The sequence below is a fragment of the Methanobrevibacter sp. UBA417 genome (genome assembly GCF_002508845.1).
Classification (GTDB): Archaea; Methanobacteriota; Methanobacteria; order Methanobacteriales; family Methanobacteriaceae; genus Methanobrevibacter_A; species Methanobrevibacter_A acididurans.
The window spans coordinates 39,754-60,380 of sequence record NZ_DAZC01000036.1 but is presented as its reverse complement, the minus strand read 5'-3'; the positions used below and the strand labels follow the sequence as shown (position 1 = coordinate 60,380).

The following is a 20,627-nucleotide window of genomic DNA, read 5'->3' as shown; positions in this document are numbered from 1 at the left end:
TAGTGATTTAAAATGACAGATTTAGCTTTAAGTATTCAAACTTTAGAAAAAAAAGGTGTTCTTGACGATATTACTGAAATTTTTTCTTCACATAATCTGAATATTTCATATGCTCATATTTATATTGAGAAAAATGATTATGGTTCTATTAATGTGGAATTGGAAAATGTTGAGAATGTTGATGAATTACTTGATGATTTGAATAATTCTCCTTTAGTTAAAAAGGTTGAAGTAAGAGGATCCTTGATGGATGTTTATGGTAAACGTATTTTAATTTTTGGTGGGGGTGCTCAAGTTTCTCAAGTTGCTTTAGGTGCTATTACTGAAGCGGATCGTCATAACATTCGTGGTGAAAGAATTAGTGTGGATACTATTCCTTTAGTTGGTGAAGATAATATTTCTGAAGCGGTAGATGCTTTATCTATTACTCCTAGGGTTAATGCTTTAGTTTTAGCTGGTTCTTTGATGGGTGGTGAAATAACTAAGGCCGTTCGTAGGGTTAAGAAAGAGTTTGGTTTGTTAGTTATTAGCCTTAATATGCCAGGGAGTGCTGCTAAAGAAGCTGATTTAATTGTAACTGACCCTATACAAGCGGGGGTTATGGCTGTTATGGCTGTTGCTAATACTGCTGTTTTCGATGTTGATAAATTAGATAATAAAAAGTTCTAATTTTTTTTTAAATTTTTCATTTTTGTACTGTTTTTGATTTTGATAAATTAGATAGTAGTAAGTTCTAATTTTTTTTAAATTTTTCATTTCAAACGAGTTTTTCATTCAATTTTTCTTTTCATTAAAAACAATAAACCATAAATTAAAATACTCACAATATAATTAACTACTATTTTTATTAAACTTATCTTTAAAATTCTATAAGCACTAAACTATAATTCTTAATAAATATCAGCGTACCCTACATCAAGCACAAAAATAACTTATAAAAATTTTTCACAGAATCTTTTTCTGTAATTTCTCGATAAAATTTACAAGGATTACCAAACGCCACACAATTTGGAGGAATATCTTTAATTACAACACTTCCAGCACCAATAACAGCACCCTCTCCAATAGTAACATCACCTACAACAGTAGTATTCCCACCAATCCATACATTGTCTTCAATATTAATTTTAGTACCATACTCTAAATTAACAATTTTTCCATCTTTTTCAAACATTCTCTCAGAAGATGGAAGGGGATGACTACCAGCAAGTAAACTAACATTAGGAGCTATCATTACTCTATCTCCAATATTTACTTCCCCATCATCTAAGATTGTTAAATTAAAATTAGCATAGAAATTATCTCCAATAAATATGTTTTTCCCATAATTGAATTGGATAGGTCCCTGCATATAAAAATCTTCTCCAACAGAACCTAAAATTTCTTCTAAAATTTCATATCTTCTATCATCCTGATCATCTAAGGAATTGTATTCTTGACATAAGTTATGAGTTCTATGTCTAATTTCCCCTAAGTCCGGAGTTCTAGGATAATATAATTTTCCTGCTAGTGTTTCTTTATCTTTCATAAAAATCACAAAAATTTCCTTTCAAAAACATCTTAATACTTTTACTATAATTAGCTAAAAAAAAATAGGTTTGTATTGTTAAAAAAATATAAAAAAAATAGTAAAATAAAAATTTTTATTCAACAGGACTCTTTTCTAACTTAATAAATTCATCTAAAGCTTCTCTAGTTGTACCTACAACAATACGATACCAAGAGTTCTCACCCTCAGTTGAAACCTTTTCAACTTTTCCACGAGCAATAACCTTTTCACCTTCTAAAACTTCACCAGCATAAGTATGGGTGAAACTAGCTAAACCAGTAATATTAACATCAACACCATCAATAAGTTCAACATTATCAATATCATATACTGCAGGATTATCAAAAGATTCTAAAGCATTAGTAATAGTACAAGTAATAGTAGATTTTCCTAATGGTTCAAAAACCGTATCTCCATAATAACCACTAATTTCATCATAATTACGAGTAGCTAAAATATCGAATAAAGTACCATCAATAACTCCACGATTACTTTTACGATTCTCATACCAACAAAATTCATCTTTACTTAAACTATCATCTTTAATACGTTTCTTAAAAACCCGTTGGAAGAAATCATTCCCAATACTATTTAAAGTAACCTTCTTACCTAAATCAGGAATTTCAACTTCTTGATCCTTATTTTTCTTATAAGCTTCAACAGCTTTTCTATGATTTCCAAGACCATACACAACAAAATCTAAATCAGAAGTACCTTTTTTTTGTAAATTAGGACAAATTGAACCAGAAATTCCTAAATTATCATAACTTATTCCAGCTTCATAATGGAAAAAATCAGATAAATCAATTAATTTATAATATAATTTCTCTTCATCACTTAAAGAATCAATGTCTTTATCTTTAAATTTAGGAACATATTCTTCTCTAATTTCTCTTAACCTTTCTTCAGGTTTTATAATTTCAGCAACTTTATCTAATGGTACTCCCATCATATCTTCAACTTTAGTCACATCATCATAAAAAAGATATTCTGGAAAATTTTCTTTTAAAAAACTATATGCTCCTTTAGAATCTACTTTAGAATAATGTTTACCATTTTTTTCACGATCACCATTAGGGTCGGGAATGTATCTTAAAAAACTAATAAAACGGTTAGTAGGATGCACATAATTTGTTGAAGCAAAAAATAGGTCATCTGTAGTATGTATAAAATCTCTTGTTCTAACTTTCATATCCATTTTTATTTAAGCCCCAAAAATTTTTTTATTATTAATTAAATATTATATTTAATTTATAATTCTTGTAAGTTAAAAATTTTTACTAATTAATATAAATATAATATAATTATTATATTTAAAAAAAATTTTTTAAAATAATATAGGATACTATAAACTATGTCTATATAAAAAAAATTGAAAAAAAGATTTAAAAAAAAAATGGTTTGAAAAAAATTTTAATTGGTGGTTTAAAAAAAATTTTTAAGTTTTTTTTAATAAATTAAATAATATTATGTAATAGATATATACTTTTTTTTAAGCTAAAATTGGTGCTGTAACTGTAGTTAAATATGCTCTTGGATTGTAAGATTTATCTCTTCCAGTAACACCATCATAATCTGCATCACAATTAGAACATGTGAGTTCGCTTTCGTATACTCCTTTAGGGTTAATTGTTAATGTGTTATAATGATGACATAAAGGACAATAATTAACGAAAGTTGTTATGAACCATTTATATGCATATCCACTATGACCAACTGAAGGTTTAGCTTTAATTGTTATTGTTGGAAGTTCTTCTTCACTGGAATTTCCAGTAGAACTTTCATTATCAGTACTTGTTTCACTATTATTTGTTTCTTCTATATTTATAATATTAGAATTTATTGCACTACCATAATGATCAGAATTAAAACTATAGGTAACATTATAATTTCCAGCTGCTAAGTTAATTGCTAATTTAGCAATACCGTTAATATCAGTAATAACTTGATATGTTTTACTTAATGAACCTTTACTTAAAGTAATGTTAACTATCTGATTTACTAATGCATTTCCATACATATCTGTTAAATTAACAGTGTAACTTGAACCACTTCCAGTAGTTGTGGCTAAATCATTTCCAGATAAAGTAATTGGTATTTTTACTTTAATAGGACTAGTTCCATTAATTTCAGAGAAACTATAAGTTGAACTATAATTTCCAGGGTAAAGATTTATTTGAAGTCTTGCAACTCCTTCAATATCAGTTGTTGCCCAGTAAATTTTACTTGCACCATCTGAGAATCTTGTTAAATTAATTGCAACATGTTGTCCAATAATTGGGGTACCATCATCATGGGTTAAGGTTATAGTTAAATTTTCACCTTTTCCATAAGTTGTAGTTAATCCGTTTGAAGAAATGGTCATGTTTAATTTTTTAACAGTGTCATTTACAGTGTTTGATAATTTACTTTCATTATCTGCTGTTTGACTTAGAACATTACTGTTTGTTTTGCTTTCTATAGTTTGATTACTAATTACTTGATTTTTCACATTTTCAGAAGATACTTGTGAAATGTTTGAATTCTCACTATTTATATCTCCGGAATCAGTATTTGATAAAATTGTATTTGTATTATTTATATCACTTACATTAGTGGCTGCACATGCACTTAAACTTATAAAGAATAGGCATAGGCTTGCTATGATTAATGCTTTTTTTTGTAACGAAATTTTTTCACCTCAATTTTGTCACTAAATATTGAATCAAATGTTCTAAAATAAAAAATGATTAAGGATCTCATTTCTTTATTAAATGAAATAGGAAAAAAGTTTTCTTATTTTTTATTTTTTTTTCCAAGAATCTTTTTTTTATTATAATGAAATATTTTAATTTTGTATTCACAGATATTTTTTTAAATTTTCCAAGTTTGGTGTGAATGAAAATATTTATGAGAACATAATTCGCATAGTGCGCTTAACTAATCCATTAATATTTTTTACTTATAAACCTTTGTTTTTAAAAATTAAGTATTAATTGGTGTTATTTTACTTAAAACATTTATAATTGGTGAAAACTTAATTAAATTAACTTTTTTAACTATATTTTACTTAAAATTTTTTTTGATTTACTAAATTTTATTGAAAATTTATTAGATGCTTTGTGACTCTATTATAGTAAATATCAATTATTTATAAGGTAATGGTTTAAATCTTATTAATTTATCCTTTTTTAATTATATTATAATGATTTCTCATGTTTTTATAATGAAATATACTAATCTTATCCTTTTTTAATTTGGATTCATTGGTGGGCATTCTATCAAATTAAATTCTTTTATACTTTTGTAAGTCATTTTAATTTGTTTTTCAATATTAAATTTTTTAATATATTCTAAAGATTATTGTTGGATTGGGGTCTAAAAGAGTGGAAAATTGTTTTTTTTATTAGTTATTAAGATTTTTAAGCTAAGCAAAATTGTACATGAATAATCATGTTAAATACATTTTTTTAATTATTCCAATTTAAGCTAAATTATTAAATTTAATTAATCTTTGTAAAATCTTAATTTTTAATAGTTAGCTCTTTTAAATTAAAATTTAATTAATATTGGTTTTCAATATATCTTAAATGATCTTGTACTATTTTCAAATTGTTCCTATCCTTTTTTTAATGATTTTTTATTTCGGATAAAAATTGGAAATAACTTATGTATTGTTCTAAAAAAGTACATTTTCTTAAAGTATAAATTATTATACTTTATAGAACAGAATTTATTATTATAAATAAAATAATTTTTAGATGTTGAGGTTATAATGGAAATTACAAATAAACATATTGAAAAAAAGTTTGCATATGATGGAAGTCAAATTAATCCTTCATGGGCTTTTAAAACATTTGGTGTTAAAGGCTCTTCTATTATTACTTGGAGAGGTGCAATGAATATTACACCTAATAATATGAAAGATTTTGCTGATGTTGGATTAGAAATTAAAGGAAATGAAATGGTTCATTTTATGAGTGAATTTTTTGATATTCAACCAGCTAATATTAGAATGGCTTATATGCGCCAACGATTATTAGTTCTTATATTTAAAGAAGAATTAGCTAAAATGGGTGTTAAATCTACTCGTGATGGTGATGATATTTTTGTTGATGATGCTAAATTAACTGTTTCTATTGCTAGTGTATCTATTAGTTCAATGAAAATACATTTTGCTTTTAATATTAAGGATGAGGGAACACCTGATGTTCTTGAAACAATTGGAATTTTTGAACTTAAAAATGAAAATGGTGAATTAGTTTTTAATGAAGATAATTTACTTACTTTTGTAAATAATGTAGTTAATAGTTTTATTAAAGAGTTACAAACTATTGAATTAGATATTAGTAAAACTGATGTTTTATAAAAATTTTAATTTATTTTATGGAGATGATTTTATGAAGATTTTAATTAATGGGATTAATGCGAATTTAAGATTCTCATCTGCACATTTAATTCCATGTCATGAAACTTGTGGTTTTATTCATGGACATTCTTATTTTGTGGATGTTGAAATTGAAGGGGAAAGAGCTGGTGAATTTCAATTTGTTGTAGATTTTAAAGATGTTAAAAATTCTTTAAGAAGTATTTGTGATAGTTTAGATCATAGATTATTAGTTCCAGTTTTTAATAAGCATATTAGTTTTAAAGATATACCTGATAATGAGAAGAGTGTTGAAAAACTTCAAAAAGAGAAGAATTTACAGTTTAAGATAGGTGATAAGGGATATACTATTCCTACTGTGGATTGTGTTTTATTACCTTTACCTACTAGTTCTGCTGAAGATTTAGCTAAATTTTTTGCAGATAAGTTAAGTGAAGATCTTAAAGATAAAGGTTATGATAATTTATCTTCTCTTTCTGCATGTGTAAATGAAGGTATTGGTCAAGGAGCTTTATATCAAAAAGAATTTTAATTAAATTTATATTTTTATTATAATAACCTTTATTAATTTTAAAAATCTAAGGTTTAATGGTAGTTTAATTTTTATAAAAAAATTAATACTTAATTATTATATATTAATACAATTTATGTGATTTAAATGGATGCACCAATTATCGAGATATTTTCAAGCATACAAGGAGAAGGACTCTTAATTGGGGAACGACAAATATTTGTACGTTTCGCAGGTTGTAACTTAGACTGCACTTATTGTGACACTAAAAACAGTCAATCTGCTAATGTTGGAACTATAATGTCAGTTAATCAAGTTTTAGAAAAAATTGAAGAATTAAGTACTCCAGATTTAGGTTCTATATCTTATACTGGAGGAGAACCAATGTTACATGCAGATTTTATATCTGAAATCATTAAAAAAACAAAAACAAAATCTTTACTTGAAACAAACGGCACACTACCTAACGAATTAACTAAACTTGAAGATTTAGATTGGGCATCAATGGATATTAAATTACCTGAACATTTTGATAACACATGGTCTGATAATATTTTAGAAAATGAAATTTCATTTATAAAATTATTAATAGAACAAGATACAAAATTATATTGTAAGTTAGTTGTACTACCTTCCACAAAAATAAGTACTGTTGAAAAGGTTTTAAAACATATATCAAGTGAAATACCTGAACATATGGAAATACCTTTAATAATACAACCTGCAAGCCCCTTAGAATTATGGGAAGGTAACACAGATAAACTATTCCAGTTTTCTGAGGTTGCAGGGAAATATATGAAGGTGTACACTATCCCGCAAATCCATAAATTTCTAAATATAGAATAGTTTGAATAAAGAAAAAAGAAAAGAATATTATTTAATTCAATTTTTTTTATTTAAACAAGAACCCAAAATTATTAACCCTTGAGGTGTGAAATGATGAAAGATAACAAATCAACTATAAAAAATCCAATGAGTCGTGGAGATTCATTTGAACATAAAAAAGGTGCTGTAAAAGAAAAAAATAGTAAAGATGGAGATATTATGGCTCTAGCTAAAAAAGATGTAATATCAATCCCTCCAACTATGTCTATTCAAAAAGCATCTGAATTAATGATTGCTCATGGATTTAGACGATTACCAATAACTGACCCAGGTTCTGGAAAAATTTTAGGAATAGTTACAGCAATGGATATTTTAGATTTCCTCGGTGGAGGAAGTAAATTTAATATTATTGAAAAGAAACACAATGATAACTTTTTAGCAGCAATTAATGATCCTATAAGATCAATTATGACATCTGATGTTGTTACAATGAGTCATAAAGATTCTGTAACTGAAGCTGTTAAAGTAATGTTAGATCATAAAATAGGTTCCATACCTGTTCTTGATGATGAAGAAAAAATTGTCGGAATCATTACTGAAAGAGATTTCGCATTATCTATGGCAGGTCTTTTAACTGATGAAATAGTTCAAGATGTTATGATAACCGATGTGTTAACAACAACACCTGGAACTCCAATTGAAAGTTCTACTAAAATAATGGTTAGAAACAATTTAAGAAGAATCCCTGTAGTATCAGGTGATAAATTAGTAGGAATTATCACTTCCACAGATATTCTAAAATTCTTAGGTGATAAAGAAATGTTTTCAAACATGACTTCTAACAGTGGTTTAGATGTATTAAACATGAAAATCAGTGAAATCATGCAACCAAACATATCAATTATTGAACCTTTAACTCGCTTAGGTGATTTATGCGATTTATTCAAAGAAAAGAATATTGGTGGTGCTCCTGTAGTAAAAGATGATAAATTAGTAGGAATTATCACTGAAAGAGATATTTTAAACACTATATTAAAAGATTAAATATAAATATAATTTATAAAAAATTTTTAAATTATAATATAAACCTTAAATTTTTATTTAGAAGGAGTAATCTATAATGCAAATTAAAAATTTAATGTCTGAAAATCCAATAACAATTGATAAAAATAAGAATATATGTGATTGTTTAAGAATCATGTATAAAGATGATTTATCAAGAATTCCTGTAATAAAATCTGTAGAAGGAAATAAAAAAGAACTTGTTGGAATAATTTCAGAAAAAGATATAGCTAATAAATTAGGTTCATCCAAATATGCGGATGTAGCTATTTCTCATTTTCATGTATCCACAGTAATGGTTAAAGATGTTATTACTGTAGATGAAAATGCAGATTCAAATGAAGTTGCAAATATTTTACATGAAAATAATATTGGGGCATTACCTGTAATGTCTGATGATGAATTAGTAGGTATTGTAACTAAATCTGATTTCATTAATCTTTGTAAAGGTAAACCATTTGAAAAAATTTCAGTTAAAGATGCAATGACTCAGGATATAATATCCGTTGCAATTAATGATCGTTTAGTTCATGCAAGAAGAGTTATAATGGACTCTGGAATTGGTCGTTTACTTGTTAGTGAAGAACATGAACTTGCAGGTATAATTACTAGTAAGGATATTGCTAAGGCTTATGTTTCATTCAAAAAACATACACCAGAAAAACATCATCAAGCACAACTTAAAAACTTAGTTGTTGAAGATGTAATGAGTACTAATATCCAAAAAGTTTATGAAAACGATTCTATTTCTGAAGTAGCAGAAAAAATGTTAGAAACTGGATTTAATGGTTACCCTGTTTCTAATGAGGATAATGATGTTGTGGGTATTATAACCCAATCTGATTTATTAAAGATACTTATAGACTTAGAATCTCAATAGATAAAACACATAAAAATCTATTATAAAAAAATTTTTTCATATAAAAAGGGGAATTTTTCCCCTTAAAAAAATTTTTTTATAAATAAATACAATTTTAAAATACTTTTTTTTAAATACTTTTCTAAGAAAATCTTTTTTCATATTTTTATACTTAAAAAATCATAAAATTAAGTAAAATAATATAATTCTTAATTTATATAATAATAATTATTATTCACTATATTTTTTCATAAAAAACAATTATATAATTAATTTATAAAAAAGGGATTGAAATTTTTTGCAAAATAAAGTATCATTTTTAGGACCAAATGGAACTTTTACTCATGAAGCAGCATCATCAATTAGTGAAAATTTAATCAGTTACTGCAGTATACAATCAGTAATGGAATCAGTTGTTAATGGTGAATGTGATAAGGGAGTAGTTCCAATAGAAAATTCAATTGAAGGATCAGTTACACTAACCTTAGACTTATTAGTTCATAAATTCAATTTAATGATTGAAAATGAAATCATAATACCAATCAATCATAATCTCTTAGTAAATCCGGGTACTCAAATTGAAGATATAAGTGATGTTTACTCTCATTCACAAGCATTAGCACAATGTCAACCATTTCTTGAAAAATTAAATGTGAAAAAACATTTCACATTATCAACAGCAGCTGCAGCTAAAAAGGTTGAAGGACATAAAAATTATGCAGCTATAGGAACTTTAACCTCAGGAAAATTATATAATTTAAAACCTTTAGTTTCTAATGTTCAAGATAATGATACAAATCAAACTAGATTCATAATCTTATCAAAAAAAGATCATATTCCAACAGGGCATGATAAAACTTCAATAGTTTTCTCATTATATGATGATGCAAGTTCAGGGGCTTTGTATAAAGTTTTAAAAATATTTTCTAATAAAAATATTAATTTATCAAAAATCGAATCTCGCCCTTCAAAAGAAGGATTAGGAAGTTATATTTTCTTCATTGATTTAGAAGGGCATAGAAAAGATAAAAATATTTTTGACATTTTAAATGAAGTAAAAGAAAAAACTTCATTCTTTAAAATTTTAGGATCTTATCCTATTTATTAAAAATCTGTTTTTCACTCTTTTTAGAAAATTTTCTTTAGTTAATTTTATTAAATATAAAGTACAAATTTATTTAGTATAATGGAAAATTATTTAAAGAAATTTTGTTATGAAAAATAATAAAATTTTATAGTATAAAGATAAATTTTTAAAGCTTATTATTAAAAAAAATGGGGAGGGAAAAAGGGCATGAATCAAGATAAAGAAAAATTATTAATGATTTTAAATAATCTTGAACAAGATTATCGTTCTGGTAATATTTCTCAAGAAAAATATGATTATTTATCTGAACAGTATAATCGTAAACTTGAAGCTATTAATGTTTCAGAAAGAATAAGAACTATGCAAGGTCGACCAAATGATGATTCCTCAACCAACTCATTACAAGAATCTATTGATAAAGATAATGAAGAAGATCAAGAATTAATTGAAAAGTTCATTGTTAAAACTAATAAACCTAAGAAAAAGAGTAAGCCCTTAGGTAATGGTGCTATAATTGCTATTGCTACTTTATGTTTAATTGTGGCTTTTGGAACTGGTATTGGTTTTGGAGTTTTCAATTTTGATTTTAATGGTAATGCAGTGTCTATGTTTGGACAAGCTTCTATTTCTGATTCTGCTTTCCCTGTGGTGGTTGCAAACACTACCCCGAATACTACTAATATAACTAGTACTTCTGATAATTATAATCAAAGTAGTTATATAAGTTCAGATACTAGTGATTCTGATAGTAGTTCATCATCTTCTGATACTACAGATTCTGGAAGTACTGATGGTTCTAGTGATTCTGGTAGTTCTGGTTCTGGTGGATCTGATAGTGGAGGTTCTGGTTCTGGTGGATCTGATAGTGGAGGTTCTGGTTCTGGTGGATCTAATTCTAATGATGGTGGTTAACCGAAAATAAATTAAATTCTAAAAATTTTTTTTTAGGATAAAATTTTTTAGGAAAAATCATGGATATGTGTAATTTAGAAAACGAGGGATTATTTTTTTTTTAATGATTTAAGAAGATTAATGGTGACAATTATATGAAAAAATATTATTATTTTATAGGGATTTTAGTAGTGTTACTTGTTATATCTGTATCTGGTTGTATAGGGGATAATTCAAACAATACTAATTCAACTAGGGTTCAATCTTTAACAGAGAATGGTGTAACATTAGAATTCCCATCTACTTGGATTAAAGCAGATGCTCAGGATAATGCTTCTGTTCTTGCTGTTGCAGATCCAAATTCTAAAGATCAACAAGGGTTCAGTGATACTAATGTTAATGTTGAAAAGAAAGCTGTTTCTTCTTCATTAGAAACTGATTTTAATTCAACTTACACTCAATTATCAAAAAATTCAGATTACCAAATTTTATCTCAAGGTAATGTTACTGCAGGATCATATAAAGGTTTAGAATCAATTTACACTTCTAATGTTAATGGTACTACAAAGATGCACAAGGCTGTTTGGATTGAAAATGGGGATAATGTTTATGTAATTTTATGCAGTGCTCCTCAAAATAAATTTGATTCTCAAGCTCGTATCTTTGATTTTATTATAAGTAATTTTAAGTTTAGCTAAAAATAGTGTTAACTTTTAAAATTTTACTTTTTTTAAATTTTTTTTAATAATGAATTAATGGTGGTTATTTTTTTATGGATATTGTGTTATGTGTAACTGGTAGTGTTGCAGCTACTGAATCTATTAAGTTAGCTAGGGAATTTAAACGTCAAGGACATAATGTTAAGTGTTTCATGACTCAGGAAGCTACTAAAATTATTCATCCTAATGCGATGGAGTTTGCAAGTCGTGAAGGTGTTGTTTTAGATTTAACTGGTGATATTGAGCATGTTAAGTATGCTCAAGCTGATTTGATTCTTGTTGCTCCTGCTACTGCTAATACTATTAGTAAATTTGCTTGTAAGATTGCGGATAATGCTGTTAGTACTTTACTTATCACAGCTTTTGGACATAATACTCCTATTGTATTTGTTCCTTCTATGCATGATTCTATGTATGATGCTGTTTATCCGAATATTCTTAAATTAAAATCTGAAGGAATTAAATTTGTTAATCCTCGTATGGATGAGGGTAAAGCTAAATTCCCTTCTGTTGAGGATATTGTTTTAGAATCTCTTAGAACTATTAATTTAGATAAATTCAATAAAGGTGAAGATTCTAATAATATTGCAGGTAAAAAGGTTTTAATCAGTCTTGGTGGTACTTATGAAGCTATTGATCCTATTCGAGGTATAACTAATCGTTCTTCTGGTAAGATGGGTTTGGAATTAGCTAAACAAGCTTATATTCGTGGTGCTGATTTAAGTCTTTTAATGGCTCATGTTACAGTAAACATTCCTAAAGTTTTTAATGTTATTTACACTGAAAGCACTGAACTTATGAATAACACTACTATGAAACTTGTACCAGATTTTGATATTTTCATAGCTACTGCTGCAGTTTCAGATTTTGCACCTATTAAAGAGGAAAACTTTAAAATCTCTTCTGATTTTGATTTAACTCTTGATTTTAAACCTTTAAATAAGATTATTAAACATATTAAAGAAGTTAATCCTAATATCTTTTTAGTTGGTTTTAAAGCTGAGTATAATGTTTCTGAGGAGAAAATGATTGAATGTGCTCATAATCAAATTGATTTTGCAGGTACTGATTTAGTTGTTGCAAATGATGTTGGTCGTGAAGGTTGTGAATTTGGTTCTGATAATAATGAAGTTATCCTTGTTAATGATAATATTTTAAAATTTGCATTTTCATCTAAAAAAGAGTTAAGTATTCTTATCTTCAATGAGATTAATCGTTTAATTTAAAAAATTTTTTTTTATATACTTTCTATTTTTTTAATTATATTGTAGATTCTTATTTTTATTAGGGTTTCTAAATTTTTTAAATGATTTTTTTAAGTTTTGATTTCTTATTTTTTTGGATATCTATTTTTTATTATCCTAATGTTTTTATATTATTTTTAAACCCTAAAAAGTAATACTTTTTTACTTATAATCCCTTATTTTTTAATACTTAGAAATCTTAAGTAAAAATAGTGAATATCTGAAAAAATCATGTAATTAAATTATTTAAAATTAGTATTTTTAAAAAAGAAGCTTAATCCCTCGGAACTTACCAATGTGGAGTGTTTTTTTTGAGTGAACTTTTCCAGAGAGATTAATCTGAACTTTTTAAATATTGCATTAGCATTTATAATTTTATTATTTCATAGTATATAAAGGTGATATTAGTAATACTTTTTTAAGGTTTTTATCGTAATAACTAACTCCCATACTAAGGCTTTAAAACACTTTAAAATAATAGAAAAACCATGAAAAAATACAAACAATTTCACACCTTATGGAATAAAAAATCTATAAGATATTATATATTAAGATCTAATATAATTTTTAAAAAAAAATTTATACATAATATACAAAAGTCAGGAATAATTTTTCATGAAACCTTAAGATGTCCACATATTAAGATAAAAAATATTAAAAAATGAAAGATTAAAAAACAAAACAAGAAATTTAAAAACTTTTCTCAATTAAAAAACCGGCATGATCCTTCTCATAAGGCTCTAATTTAACCTTTTGAAGTATACTAAAACCATTACTTTTTAATTTACGTTCTTCTTCCTTAAAAATTTTTTTAGGCTTTTGCACAACATCAATACTACGAGCCTTAATCATAAGTAAACCTTGACCACCATCCTTTAAAAAGAGGTTCATATTCTTCATAAATAATTCACTTTGATTTGGTTGAGCAACATCACAATATACTAAATCAACCTTTTCAACTAAATCAATATAATTTTTAGGTTTAGTTGCATCATTAAGTAAAGGTGCAATATTCGGACGAATTTTACATAAATTATTTAATTTACGCATACTAACTGGTGAAAACTCAACAGCATAAATAATACCATCACTAACAACATCTGAAATATGAGACACAGTAGTTCCAGTAGAAGCCCCTAAATATAAAACCTTAAAATCCTTCTCCAATTTAAAATTCTCTAAACCATTTAACAATGCTGCAGCTAATTTAGATCTATGAGGATTCCATAACCTATACTCATCCTCTTCTTCATTAATTAATTTTTCACCATAAACACGTAAACCAGGAGTAATATTCTTTGTTGCAAGCATATCATCCTTTTGATAAATCTCCATATAAATCAAACTTCCTAAAAAAAAATTTTTATTCAAAATACTAACTTTTAACTTCCAAAAATCTATTTATTTTCTCTTTTTATGTTTACGATCACGTTTATTCTTCTTTTTACCCTGATACTTATTATGTTTATTTTTAGAAGAATCTTTTTCATAATTTCTTTCTTCTTCCCGTTTACGTTTTGTTTTTTTAGGGAAAGGATTTTCTTTTTCTATTCTTTCAACTTCACTTTCAAAATCTAATTTTATTTCTGGATTGAATTTTTTAACAAAAACATCTCTTCTAACTGCAAGAGAAATCTTTAAAGCTAAAGTTCTAGCAATTTTTCCACGATTCCACCAATTACAACTTCTAACATTAGGATGTTGATATATTAAACCATGTTTTGGTGGGCGTTCACCAGTTTTCAAATGTCTGAATAAAGCTTTTTCAGCACCCATAATTTGAACAGTACTTGAAGGATACATTGCTAATTTTTTAATACCTCCACTATGTGAAATTAATTTAGCACCTAAGGAAGCACCTACTAAATCTTTTAAATTAGGAGCAATACTTTCCATTTTATTTTCAATATATTCTATTATTTCCCTTCTAGATTCTTGCAGGGAATATAATGATTTTGTGAAATTGTTTAAAACTTTCAAATCTTCACTTTCAATATCTGCCCCTGCACTTTCCTCATAATCTATTTTAAACAAATCAGGATTGTTTTTAATAATTTCTTCCCTATTATTGTTTTCAGCAATAATTTTTATGTAAGCTTCATTATTATTTATTGCATCCATTTCTGGGAAGTAAATTATATACCATTCTCTCATACGTTCAATTAACTTACTTATAGATTCATCAATTTCATCAATTGAATTAATGGCTTGAATTAAAAGTTTATCATCTTCAGATGCACTTTCCTTCATTTTAATAGTTGCAATTTCATTATAAATTCCAATTATTTTTCCAGGATAAGATTCATTATTAAAAAAGTTTAATTTAGTTAATATTTCTTCTAAATTTTTTCTTAAGTACTCTCCACCTTCATTTGTAGTGTTTATACTTATTTTTTCAAATCCATTAACTGTTTTGTATTGTGATAATCTGTTTTCACTTTCAAGGTTAATCTCATCATATTCCTCTTCTAATTCTTCAATTAGACTTTTTTCAATATTTAAAACTTCTTTATCTTCAATTTTAAGTAAATTATCCACTATTTCATTTTCAGGGAATAGTTTATAAGTTATTAGTTTTAAATCTTGATTGAAAGCTAAAAATCCAGCTACGCATTTTGTAATATATAATTCCATATTATTTTATTAGACTTTACTTTATTATTAAAATTTTTTATATGGATTCTAATTTTTTTTTATAGTAAAATTATAAATCTTATATAAATCATAAATCTATAATAGTATAGAATTAAAATTATTATAAAAGATTTGTTTTAAAGGAGTAAAGAACTAATATGTTAGAAACAAATGTTTGTGGATTAAATTTTAAAAACCCATTGTTACTTGCTGCAGGAGTAATGGGTAGTCATGCATCCTCTCTAAACTGGATATTAAATTCTGGTGCTGCTGGGGTTGTAACTAAATCATTTTCCATAGAACCTAATCCTGGTTATCATAATCCAACAACTGTACCTGTTGAAGGTGGTATAATTAATGCTATAGGATTATCTAGTCCTGGTGTTGAGAATTTTAAAGAAGAATTAGAACAAATAGATTCTAAAGGTGTTCGTGTTGCATCTATTTATGGTGCTAGTCCTGAAGAATTTTCTTATCTAGCTAGTGAAATTGAAGATTTAGTAGATGTAATAGAATTAAATGTTTCATGTCCTCATGCAATGTGTGGTTATGGTTCTAGTATAGGTCAGGATCCTGCACTTACTGAAAAAATTGTTAAAGCAACTAAGGAAAGTTGTAATATTCCAGTTTGGACTAAATTAACACCTAATGTTACAAGTGTGAGTGAAATAGCTATAGCTGCAGAAAAAGGTGGTTCAGATGCAATTACTCTTATTAATTCTTTAGGTCCAGGTATGAAGATTGATATTAAAACAGGAAACCCTATTCTCTCTAATAAATTTGGTGGAATGAGTGGTCCTGCAATTAAACCTATAGCTTTAAGATGTGTATGGGATGTTTATGATAGTGTGGAAATTCCAGTTATAGGTGTAGGTGGAATAAGTAATTATAAAGATGTTGTAGAATTCTTATATGCTGGTGCTAGTCTTGTGCAGATTGGTACTTCTATAATGGATTATGGTCCTGAAATTTTCAAAACAATTAACACTGATTTAAAAGAATTTATAGAAAACAGTGATTTTACTTCCATAAATGATATGGTTGGTTTTGCACATAAAAAAATATAAAGAAAATATTAATAATGGGGAGAAATTTATAATGAAAAGTCCAGAAGTTTTAGAAATAAAGGAAATCATAGAAGAAACTCCTACAATTAAAACTTTCATATTCGATTGGGAAATGGAAGGAGAAAACATTCCTTACCCTGGTCAATTTTTAATGGTGTGGAATTTTAAAGATGAAAAACCAATGAGTATTTCCCATATGAATTTTAAGAATAATGAAATAGGATTCACTGTTAAGGCTATAGGTCCATTTACTAATAATATTCACACATTAAAAGAGGGGGATAATTTAGGTATCCGAGGACCTTTCGGTAATGGTTTTAATTGTGATTTTAAAGATAAACACATTCTTGCAGTTGGTGGAGGAGTTGGAATGGGTCCATTCATACCATTTTCTGAGGAATGTATTAATAATGGTGGAGAAGTTGATGTAATATCTGCTGCAACAACTAAAGATGAATTATTATTTGTTGAAGAATTAGAAGATTTAGGTGTAAATGTATATACCTGTACTGATGATGGTAGCTGTGGATTTAAAGGCTTTGCAACAGATCGTGTTAATGATTTATTAAAAACTAATCATTATGATTCTGCAGCTGTATGTGGTCCAGAAGTAATGATGAAACCAATATTTGATTTATTAGAAGAAAATAATATACCTGCACAATATGATATTGGTAGATATATGAAATGTGCAATAGGAATTTGTGGTCAATGTTGTGTGGATAATACAGGTTGGAGAGTTTGTAAAGACGGACCAGTTTTCAGTGAAAAACAATTAAGACAAATAACTGAATTTGGAAAGTATCAACGTGAACCATCTGGAATTAAACAATATTATTAAAAAATAAGAATTAATTTTTTTCATATTCTAATCTAAAAAAAAAGTGAATAGTTGGTTTTAAAAAATGGATATAAATTTCTCAAAAAAATTAACATTACCTATAATTGTCATAATTATACTTTTAGCATTATCTTTTTCAGTTTTAATGCCAGTATTAAATATGATACTTTTAGGTGCGATATTTGCTTATGGTTTAAGACCTATTGCTAATCGTTTACAATCTAAAATTAAATTTAGTTCTATTAGTACTATTATAGCAGTATTACTGGTTTTAATACCTTTAATATTATTATTAGTTTATATAGTGTTTATTATTAGTGGTTTTGCAATTAATTTTTTCAATTCAAATCATGCTACATTTACTAATTTTAGTTCAAGCCAATTATCTCCAATAGTTGCACAAGTTTTACCTGCACAGTATCATGCTAACATAGGATCTATTACAAATAGTTTATACTCATCAATAACAAATGGACTTCATTATGTTATTAATTATTTCATAGGATTAGTTAAGAAAATACCTTATATTTCATTAGAATTATGTGTATTATTCTTTTCAATGTATTATTTTACAAAAGATGGGGATAAATTCTGGGCATATGTACAAGCATTCATCCCAACTGAAAGATCAGAATTCTTTAATAATATGTTCTTTCAAATAGAAAATGTTTTAAAAAGCATATTCTTTGGACATTTCTTAACAGCTATTATAATTGGTATTATTGCAGGAATTGGATTTTATATATTAGGATTTCCTTATGCATTATTCTTAGGAATATTAACTGGAGTATGTCAATTAATCCCAATCTTTGGTCCATGGATTATTTATATCGTACTTGTAATTTGGGATTTAATTACAGGTAATTATCCTAGAGCTATCATAACCTTATTATTCGGAATCTTTTTAAGTTTATCTGATATGTATATAAGACCAGCATTATCCAGTAAATATGCTGATATTCATCCTTTAATACTATTTATAGGATTCTTATCTGGACCATTAGTATTTGGTATTGTTGGATTTATTTTAGGTCCATTATTCTTAGGAATAACTTATGCGGTTTTAAAATCCTTTAAATTAGAAATAGAAAAACAAGATAAGGAAAAACAATTATTAGAAGAATCTGGAGAACCAGGAGGGGGATAAATATGGAAAAACGGAAAATGATTGTAACTGATATAGATTACATAACACATGAAGACAAACCTGTAATTCGCCTTTTTGGGAAAATCAAAGGAGATAAGGAAGGTCAAAATATAATAGCATTAGATGGAACATTTGAACCTTACTTATATGTGATTCCTGAAGGGAATATTGAGGAATGTATTCTTCAAATAGAAGATGAAATAGAACCAATTAGAATTGAAAAACTTATTAAAAAAGATTTTCAAGTAGAGAAAGATTTTTTAAAAGTATTCTTTAAACATCCTCAAGACGTTCCTAAAAAGAGAGACATGTTAAGAGATTTAAATCTAGTTAATGATTTACGAGAACATGATATACCATTTTACAGAAGATATTTAATTGATAATGATTTATATCCTATGGGAGTAGTTGAAGTTGAAGGTGAATTAGTAGATTCTTTCCCTACAATTGATTCTAATAATAAATCCCTTGAAATCATGAAATTAGATCATTCTCCAGTTATGTCTGATAATGCTTATCAAAATTTCACTATATTGAGTTTTGATTTAGAAGTTTATAATCCAAAGGGCATGCCTAATGCAGATAAAGATGAAATAATAATGATAGGTGCTGCAAGTAACACTGGTATTAATAAAGTTATTAGTACTAAAGGGGAAAATATTGATTTTGTTGAAACAGTATCTAGTGAAAAAGAAATGATTGAATCATTTGTAAAACTTATTAAGGATAATAATTTTGATATTATAGTTGGTTATAATTCTGATAATTTTGATTTCCCCTACCTACGGGATAGGGCTAAAATTTTAGGTGTTGATTTAGATTTAGGTATGGATGGTTCTTCACTTAAATTTTTAAGAAGAGGATATACTAATGCTGCTACAATTAAAGGTTTAATTCATGTTGATTTGTATTTAGTAATGAGAAGATACATGAATCTTGATCGTTATACTCTTGAGAGAGTTTATCAGGAATTGTTTGGTGAAGAGAAAATTGATGTTCCCGGGGATAAGATTTTCATGTACTGGGATAGTGATGGTGAAGAATTAGATCGGTTATTTGATTATTCTCTTGATGATACTGTTTCTACTTTAAAAATTGCTGAGCAAACATTACCTATTAATCTTGAATTGACTCGTGTTGTTGGTCAACCTTTCTTTGATATTACTCGTATGGCTACAGGTCAACAAGCTGAATGGTATTTGGTTCGTAAAGCTTTTGAAATTAATGAGGTTGTTCCTAATAAACCTACAGGTAAGGATTTTATTAATCGTAAACATGAGAGTAATGTTGGAGGTTATGTTAAACAGCCTGAGGTTGGTTTGCATGAGAATCTTGTTCAATTCGATTTCCGTAGTCTGTATCCTAGTCTTATAATTAGTAAAAATATTTCTCCAGATGTTTTATATCATGAGGATGATTCATTTGATTCTTTAGTTGATGATGAAATTGATAAGGAGGATTATTTTATTTCTCCAGAACATCATTATATGTTTAAAAAGTCTCCTAAAGGTTTCATTCCTTCTGTTATTGGTAATGTTTTAGATGAACGTACTCGTATTAAAACTGCTATGAAGAAAAGTACTGATTATACTGAGAAAATGATGCTTGATGTTCAGCAACAAGCTTTGAAAAGATTAGCTAATACTATGTATGGTGTTTATGGTTATTCTCGTTTCAGATGGTATTCTTTTGAGTGTGCTCAAGCTATTACTGCTTGGGGTCGTGAGAATATTAAGGATGCTATGAAGTTTGCTGAGGATTATGGTTTTTATGCTATTTATGCTGATACTGATGGTTTCTATTGTAAGTATTGTCCTGATAAAGA

At 26.9% G+C, this 20,627-nt stretch carries 19 protein-coding genes; 14 read left to right on the top strand and 5 right to left on the bottom strand.

Features of this window, described 5'->3' with window-relative positions:
- Positions 1-12: 12 nt before the first annotated feature.
- Positions 13-669, top strand: a complete 657-nt coding sequence (locus tag BP769_RS08130) for a DUF5612 domain-containing protein (protein ID WP_413824777.1) — start codon at positions 13-15, stop codon at positions 667-669.
- Between the two features lie 241 nt (positions 670-910).
- Here the strand turns inward: BP769_RS08130 and BP769_RS08125 are convergent, their stop codons facing one another.
- The 3 genes from BP769_RS08125 to BP769_RS08115 form a co-directional block, all read right to left on the bottom strand.
- Positions 911-1,528 (bottom strand): sugar O-acetyltransferase, encoded by a 618-nt coding sequence (locus tag BP769_RS08125; RefSeq protein WP_413824779.1) that lies wholly within the window; start codon positions 1,526-1,528, stop codon positions 911-913.
- Positions 1,529-1,643: 115 nt separating this feature from the next.
- Entirely contained in the window at positions 1,644-2,741 is a 1,098-nt protein-coding gene (locus BP769_RS08120; RefSeq protein WP_413824863.1) for a DNA polymerase subunit beta, read from the bottom strand.
- 300 nt (positions 2,742-3,041) lie between these two features.
- Positions 3,042-4,040, bottom strand: a complete 999-nt coding sequence (locus BP769_RS08115) for a hypothetical protein (RefSeq protein ID WP_413824782.1) — start codon at positions 4,038-4,040, stop codon at positions 3,042-3,044.
- Between the two features lie 1,263 nt (positions 4,041-5,303).
- Between BP769_RS08115 and BP769_RS08110 the strand changes: the two genes are divergently transcribed.
- The 9 genes from BP769_RS08110 (at position 5,304) to coaBC (ending at position 13,095) form a co-directional block, all read left to right on the top strand.
- Complete coding sequence (locus BP769_RS08110; protein ID WP_413824785.1) at positions 5,304-5,897, top strand: DUF366 family protein; 594 nt, start codon at positions 5,304-5,306, stop codon at positions 5,895-5,897.
- Between the two features lie 31 nt (positions 5,898-5,928).
- The gene (locus BP769_RS08105) at positions 5,929-6,447 is read left to right on the top strand and encodes a 6-carboxytetrahydropterin synthase (RefSeq protein WP_413824788.1); all 519 of its coding nucleotides are present in this window, start codon (positions 5,929-5,931) and stop codon (positions 6,445-6,447) included.
- Between the two features lie 126 nt (positions 6,448-6,573).
- Positions 6,574-7,272, top strand: coding sequence for a 7-carboxy-7-deazaguanine synthase QueE (locus tag BP769_RS08100; RefSeq protein ID WP_413824790.1), 699 nt, complete (start codon positions 6,574-6,576; stop codon positions 7,270-7,272).
- A gap of 90 nt (positions 7,273-7,362) precedes the next feature.
- Positions 7,363-8,295, top strand: a complete 933-nt coding sequence (locus BP769_RS08095; protein WP_413824792.1) for a CBS domain-containing protein — start codon at positions 7,363-7,365, stop codon at positions 8,293-8,295.
- Between the two features lie 76 nt (positions 8,296-8,371).
- On the top strand, positions 8,372-9,193 hold the full coding sequence (locus tag BP769_RS08090; protein ID WP_413824794.1) for a CBS domain-containing protein: 822 nt from the start codon (positions 8,372-8,374) through the stop codon (positions 9,191-9,193).
- Positions 9,194-9,470: 277 nt separating this feature from the next.
- Positions 9,471-10,280, top strand: a complete 810-nt coding sequence (gene pheA, locus BP769_RS08085) for a prephenate dehydratase (RefSeq protein ID WP_413824796.1) — start codon at positions 9,471-9,473, stop codon at positions 10,278-10,280.
- A 186-nt stretch (positions 10,281-10,466) separates the two neighbouring features.
- Positions 10,467-11,171: an endoglucanase gene (locus tag BP769_RS08080; protein ID WP_413824798.1), complete on the top strand. Its 705-nt coding sequence runs from the start codon at positions 10,467-10,469 to the stop codon at positions 11,169-11,171.
- 134 nt (positions 11,172-11,305) lie between these two features.
- Positions 11,306-11,848: a hypothetical protein gene (locus BP769_RS08075; protein ID WP_413824801.1), complete on the top strand. Its 543-nt coding sequence runs from the start codon at positions 11,306-11,308 to the stop codon at positions 11,846-11,848.
- A 74-nt stretch (positions 11,849-11,922) separates the two neighbouring features.
- Positions 11,923-13,095, top strand: coding sequence for a bifunctional phosphopantothenoylcysteine decarboxylase/phosphopantothenate--cysteine ligase CoaBC (gene coaBC / locus BP769_RS08070; RefSeq protein ID WP_413824804.1), 1,173 nt, complete (start codon positions 11,923-11,925; stop codon positions 13,093-13,095).
- Between the two features lie 708 nt (positions 13,096-13,803).
- Here coaBC and BP769_RS08065 read toward each other — a convergent pair.
- Both BP769_RS08065 and BP769_RS08060 read right to left on the bottom strand, forming a co-directional pair.
- The gene (locus BP769_RS08065) at positions 13,804-14,448 is read right to left on the bottom strand and encodes a fibrillarin-like rRNA/tRNA 2'-O-methyltransferase (RefSeq protein ID WP_413824806.1); all 645 of its coding nucleotides are present in this window, start codon (positions 14,446-14,448) and stop codon (positions 13,804-13,806) included.
- A gap of 66 nt (positions 14,449-14,514) precedes the next feature.
- Complete coding sequence (locus BP769_RS08060) at positions 14,515-15,747, bottom strand: NOP5/NOP56 family protein (RefSeq protein WP_413824808.1); 1,233 nt, start codon at positions 15,745-15,747, stop codon at positions 14,515-14,517.
- Between the two features lie 158 nt (positions 15,748-15,905).
- Between BP769_RS08060 and BP769_RS08055 the strand changes: the two genes are divergently transcribed.
- From BP769_RS08055 to BP769_RS08040, 4 genes are all read left to right on the top strand, one after another.
- Positions 15,906-16,814 carry a dihydroorotate dehydrogenase gene (locus BP769_RS08055; protein WP_413824811.1) on the top strand — a complete coding sequence of 303 codons (909 nt, stop codon included), beginning with the start codon at positions 15,906-15,908 and terminating at the stop codon, positions 16,812-16,814.
- Between the two features lie 31 nt (positions 16,815-16,845).
- Complete coding sequence (locus tag BP769_RS08050) at positions 16,846-17,655, top strand: dihydroorotate dehydrogenase electron transfer subunit (RefSeq protein WP_413824813.1); 810 nt, start codon at positions 16,846-16,848, stop codon at positions 17,653-17,655.
- Between the two features lie 64 nt (positions 17,656-17,719).
- Positions 17,720-18,802: an AI-2E family transporter gene (locus tag BP769_RS08045; RefSeq protein WP_413824816.1), complete on the top strand. Its 1,083-nt coding sequence runs from the start codon at positions 17,720-17,722 to the stop codon at positions 18,800-18,802.
- A gap of 2 nt (positions 18,803-18,804) precedes the next feature.
- Positions 18,805-20,627: 3'-5' exonuclease (locus BP769_RS08040; RefSeq protein WP_413827119.1), on the top strand; the 1,823-nt coding region annotated here is incomplete at its 3' end.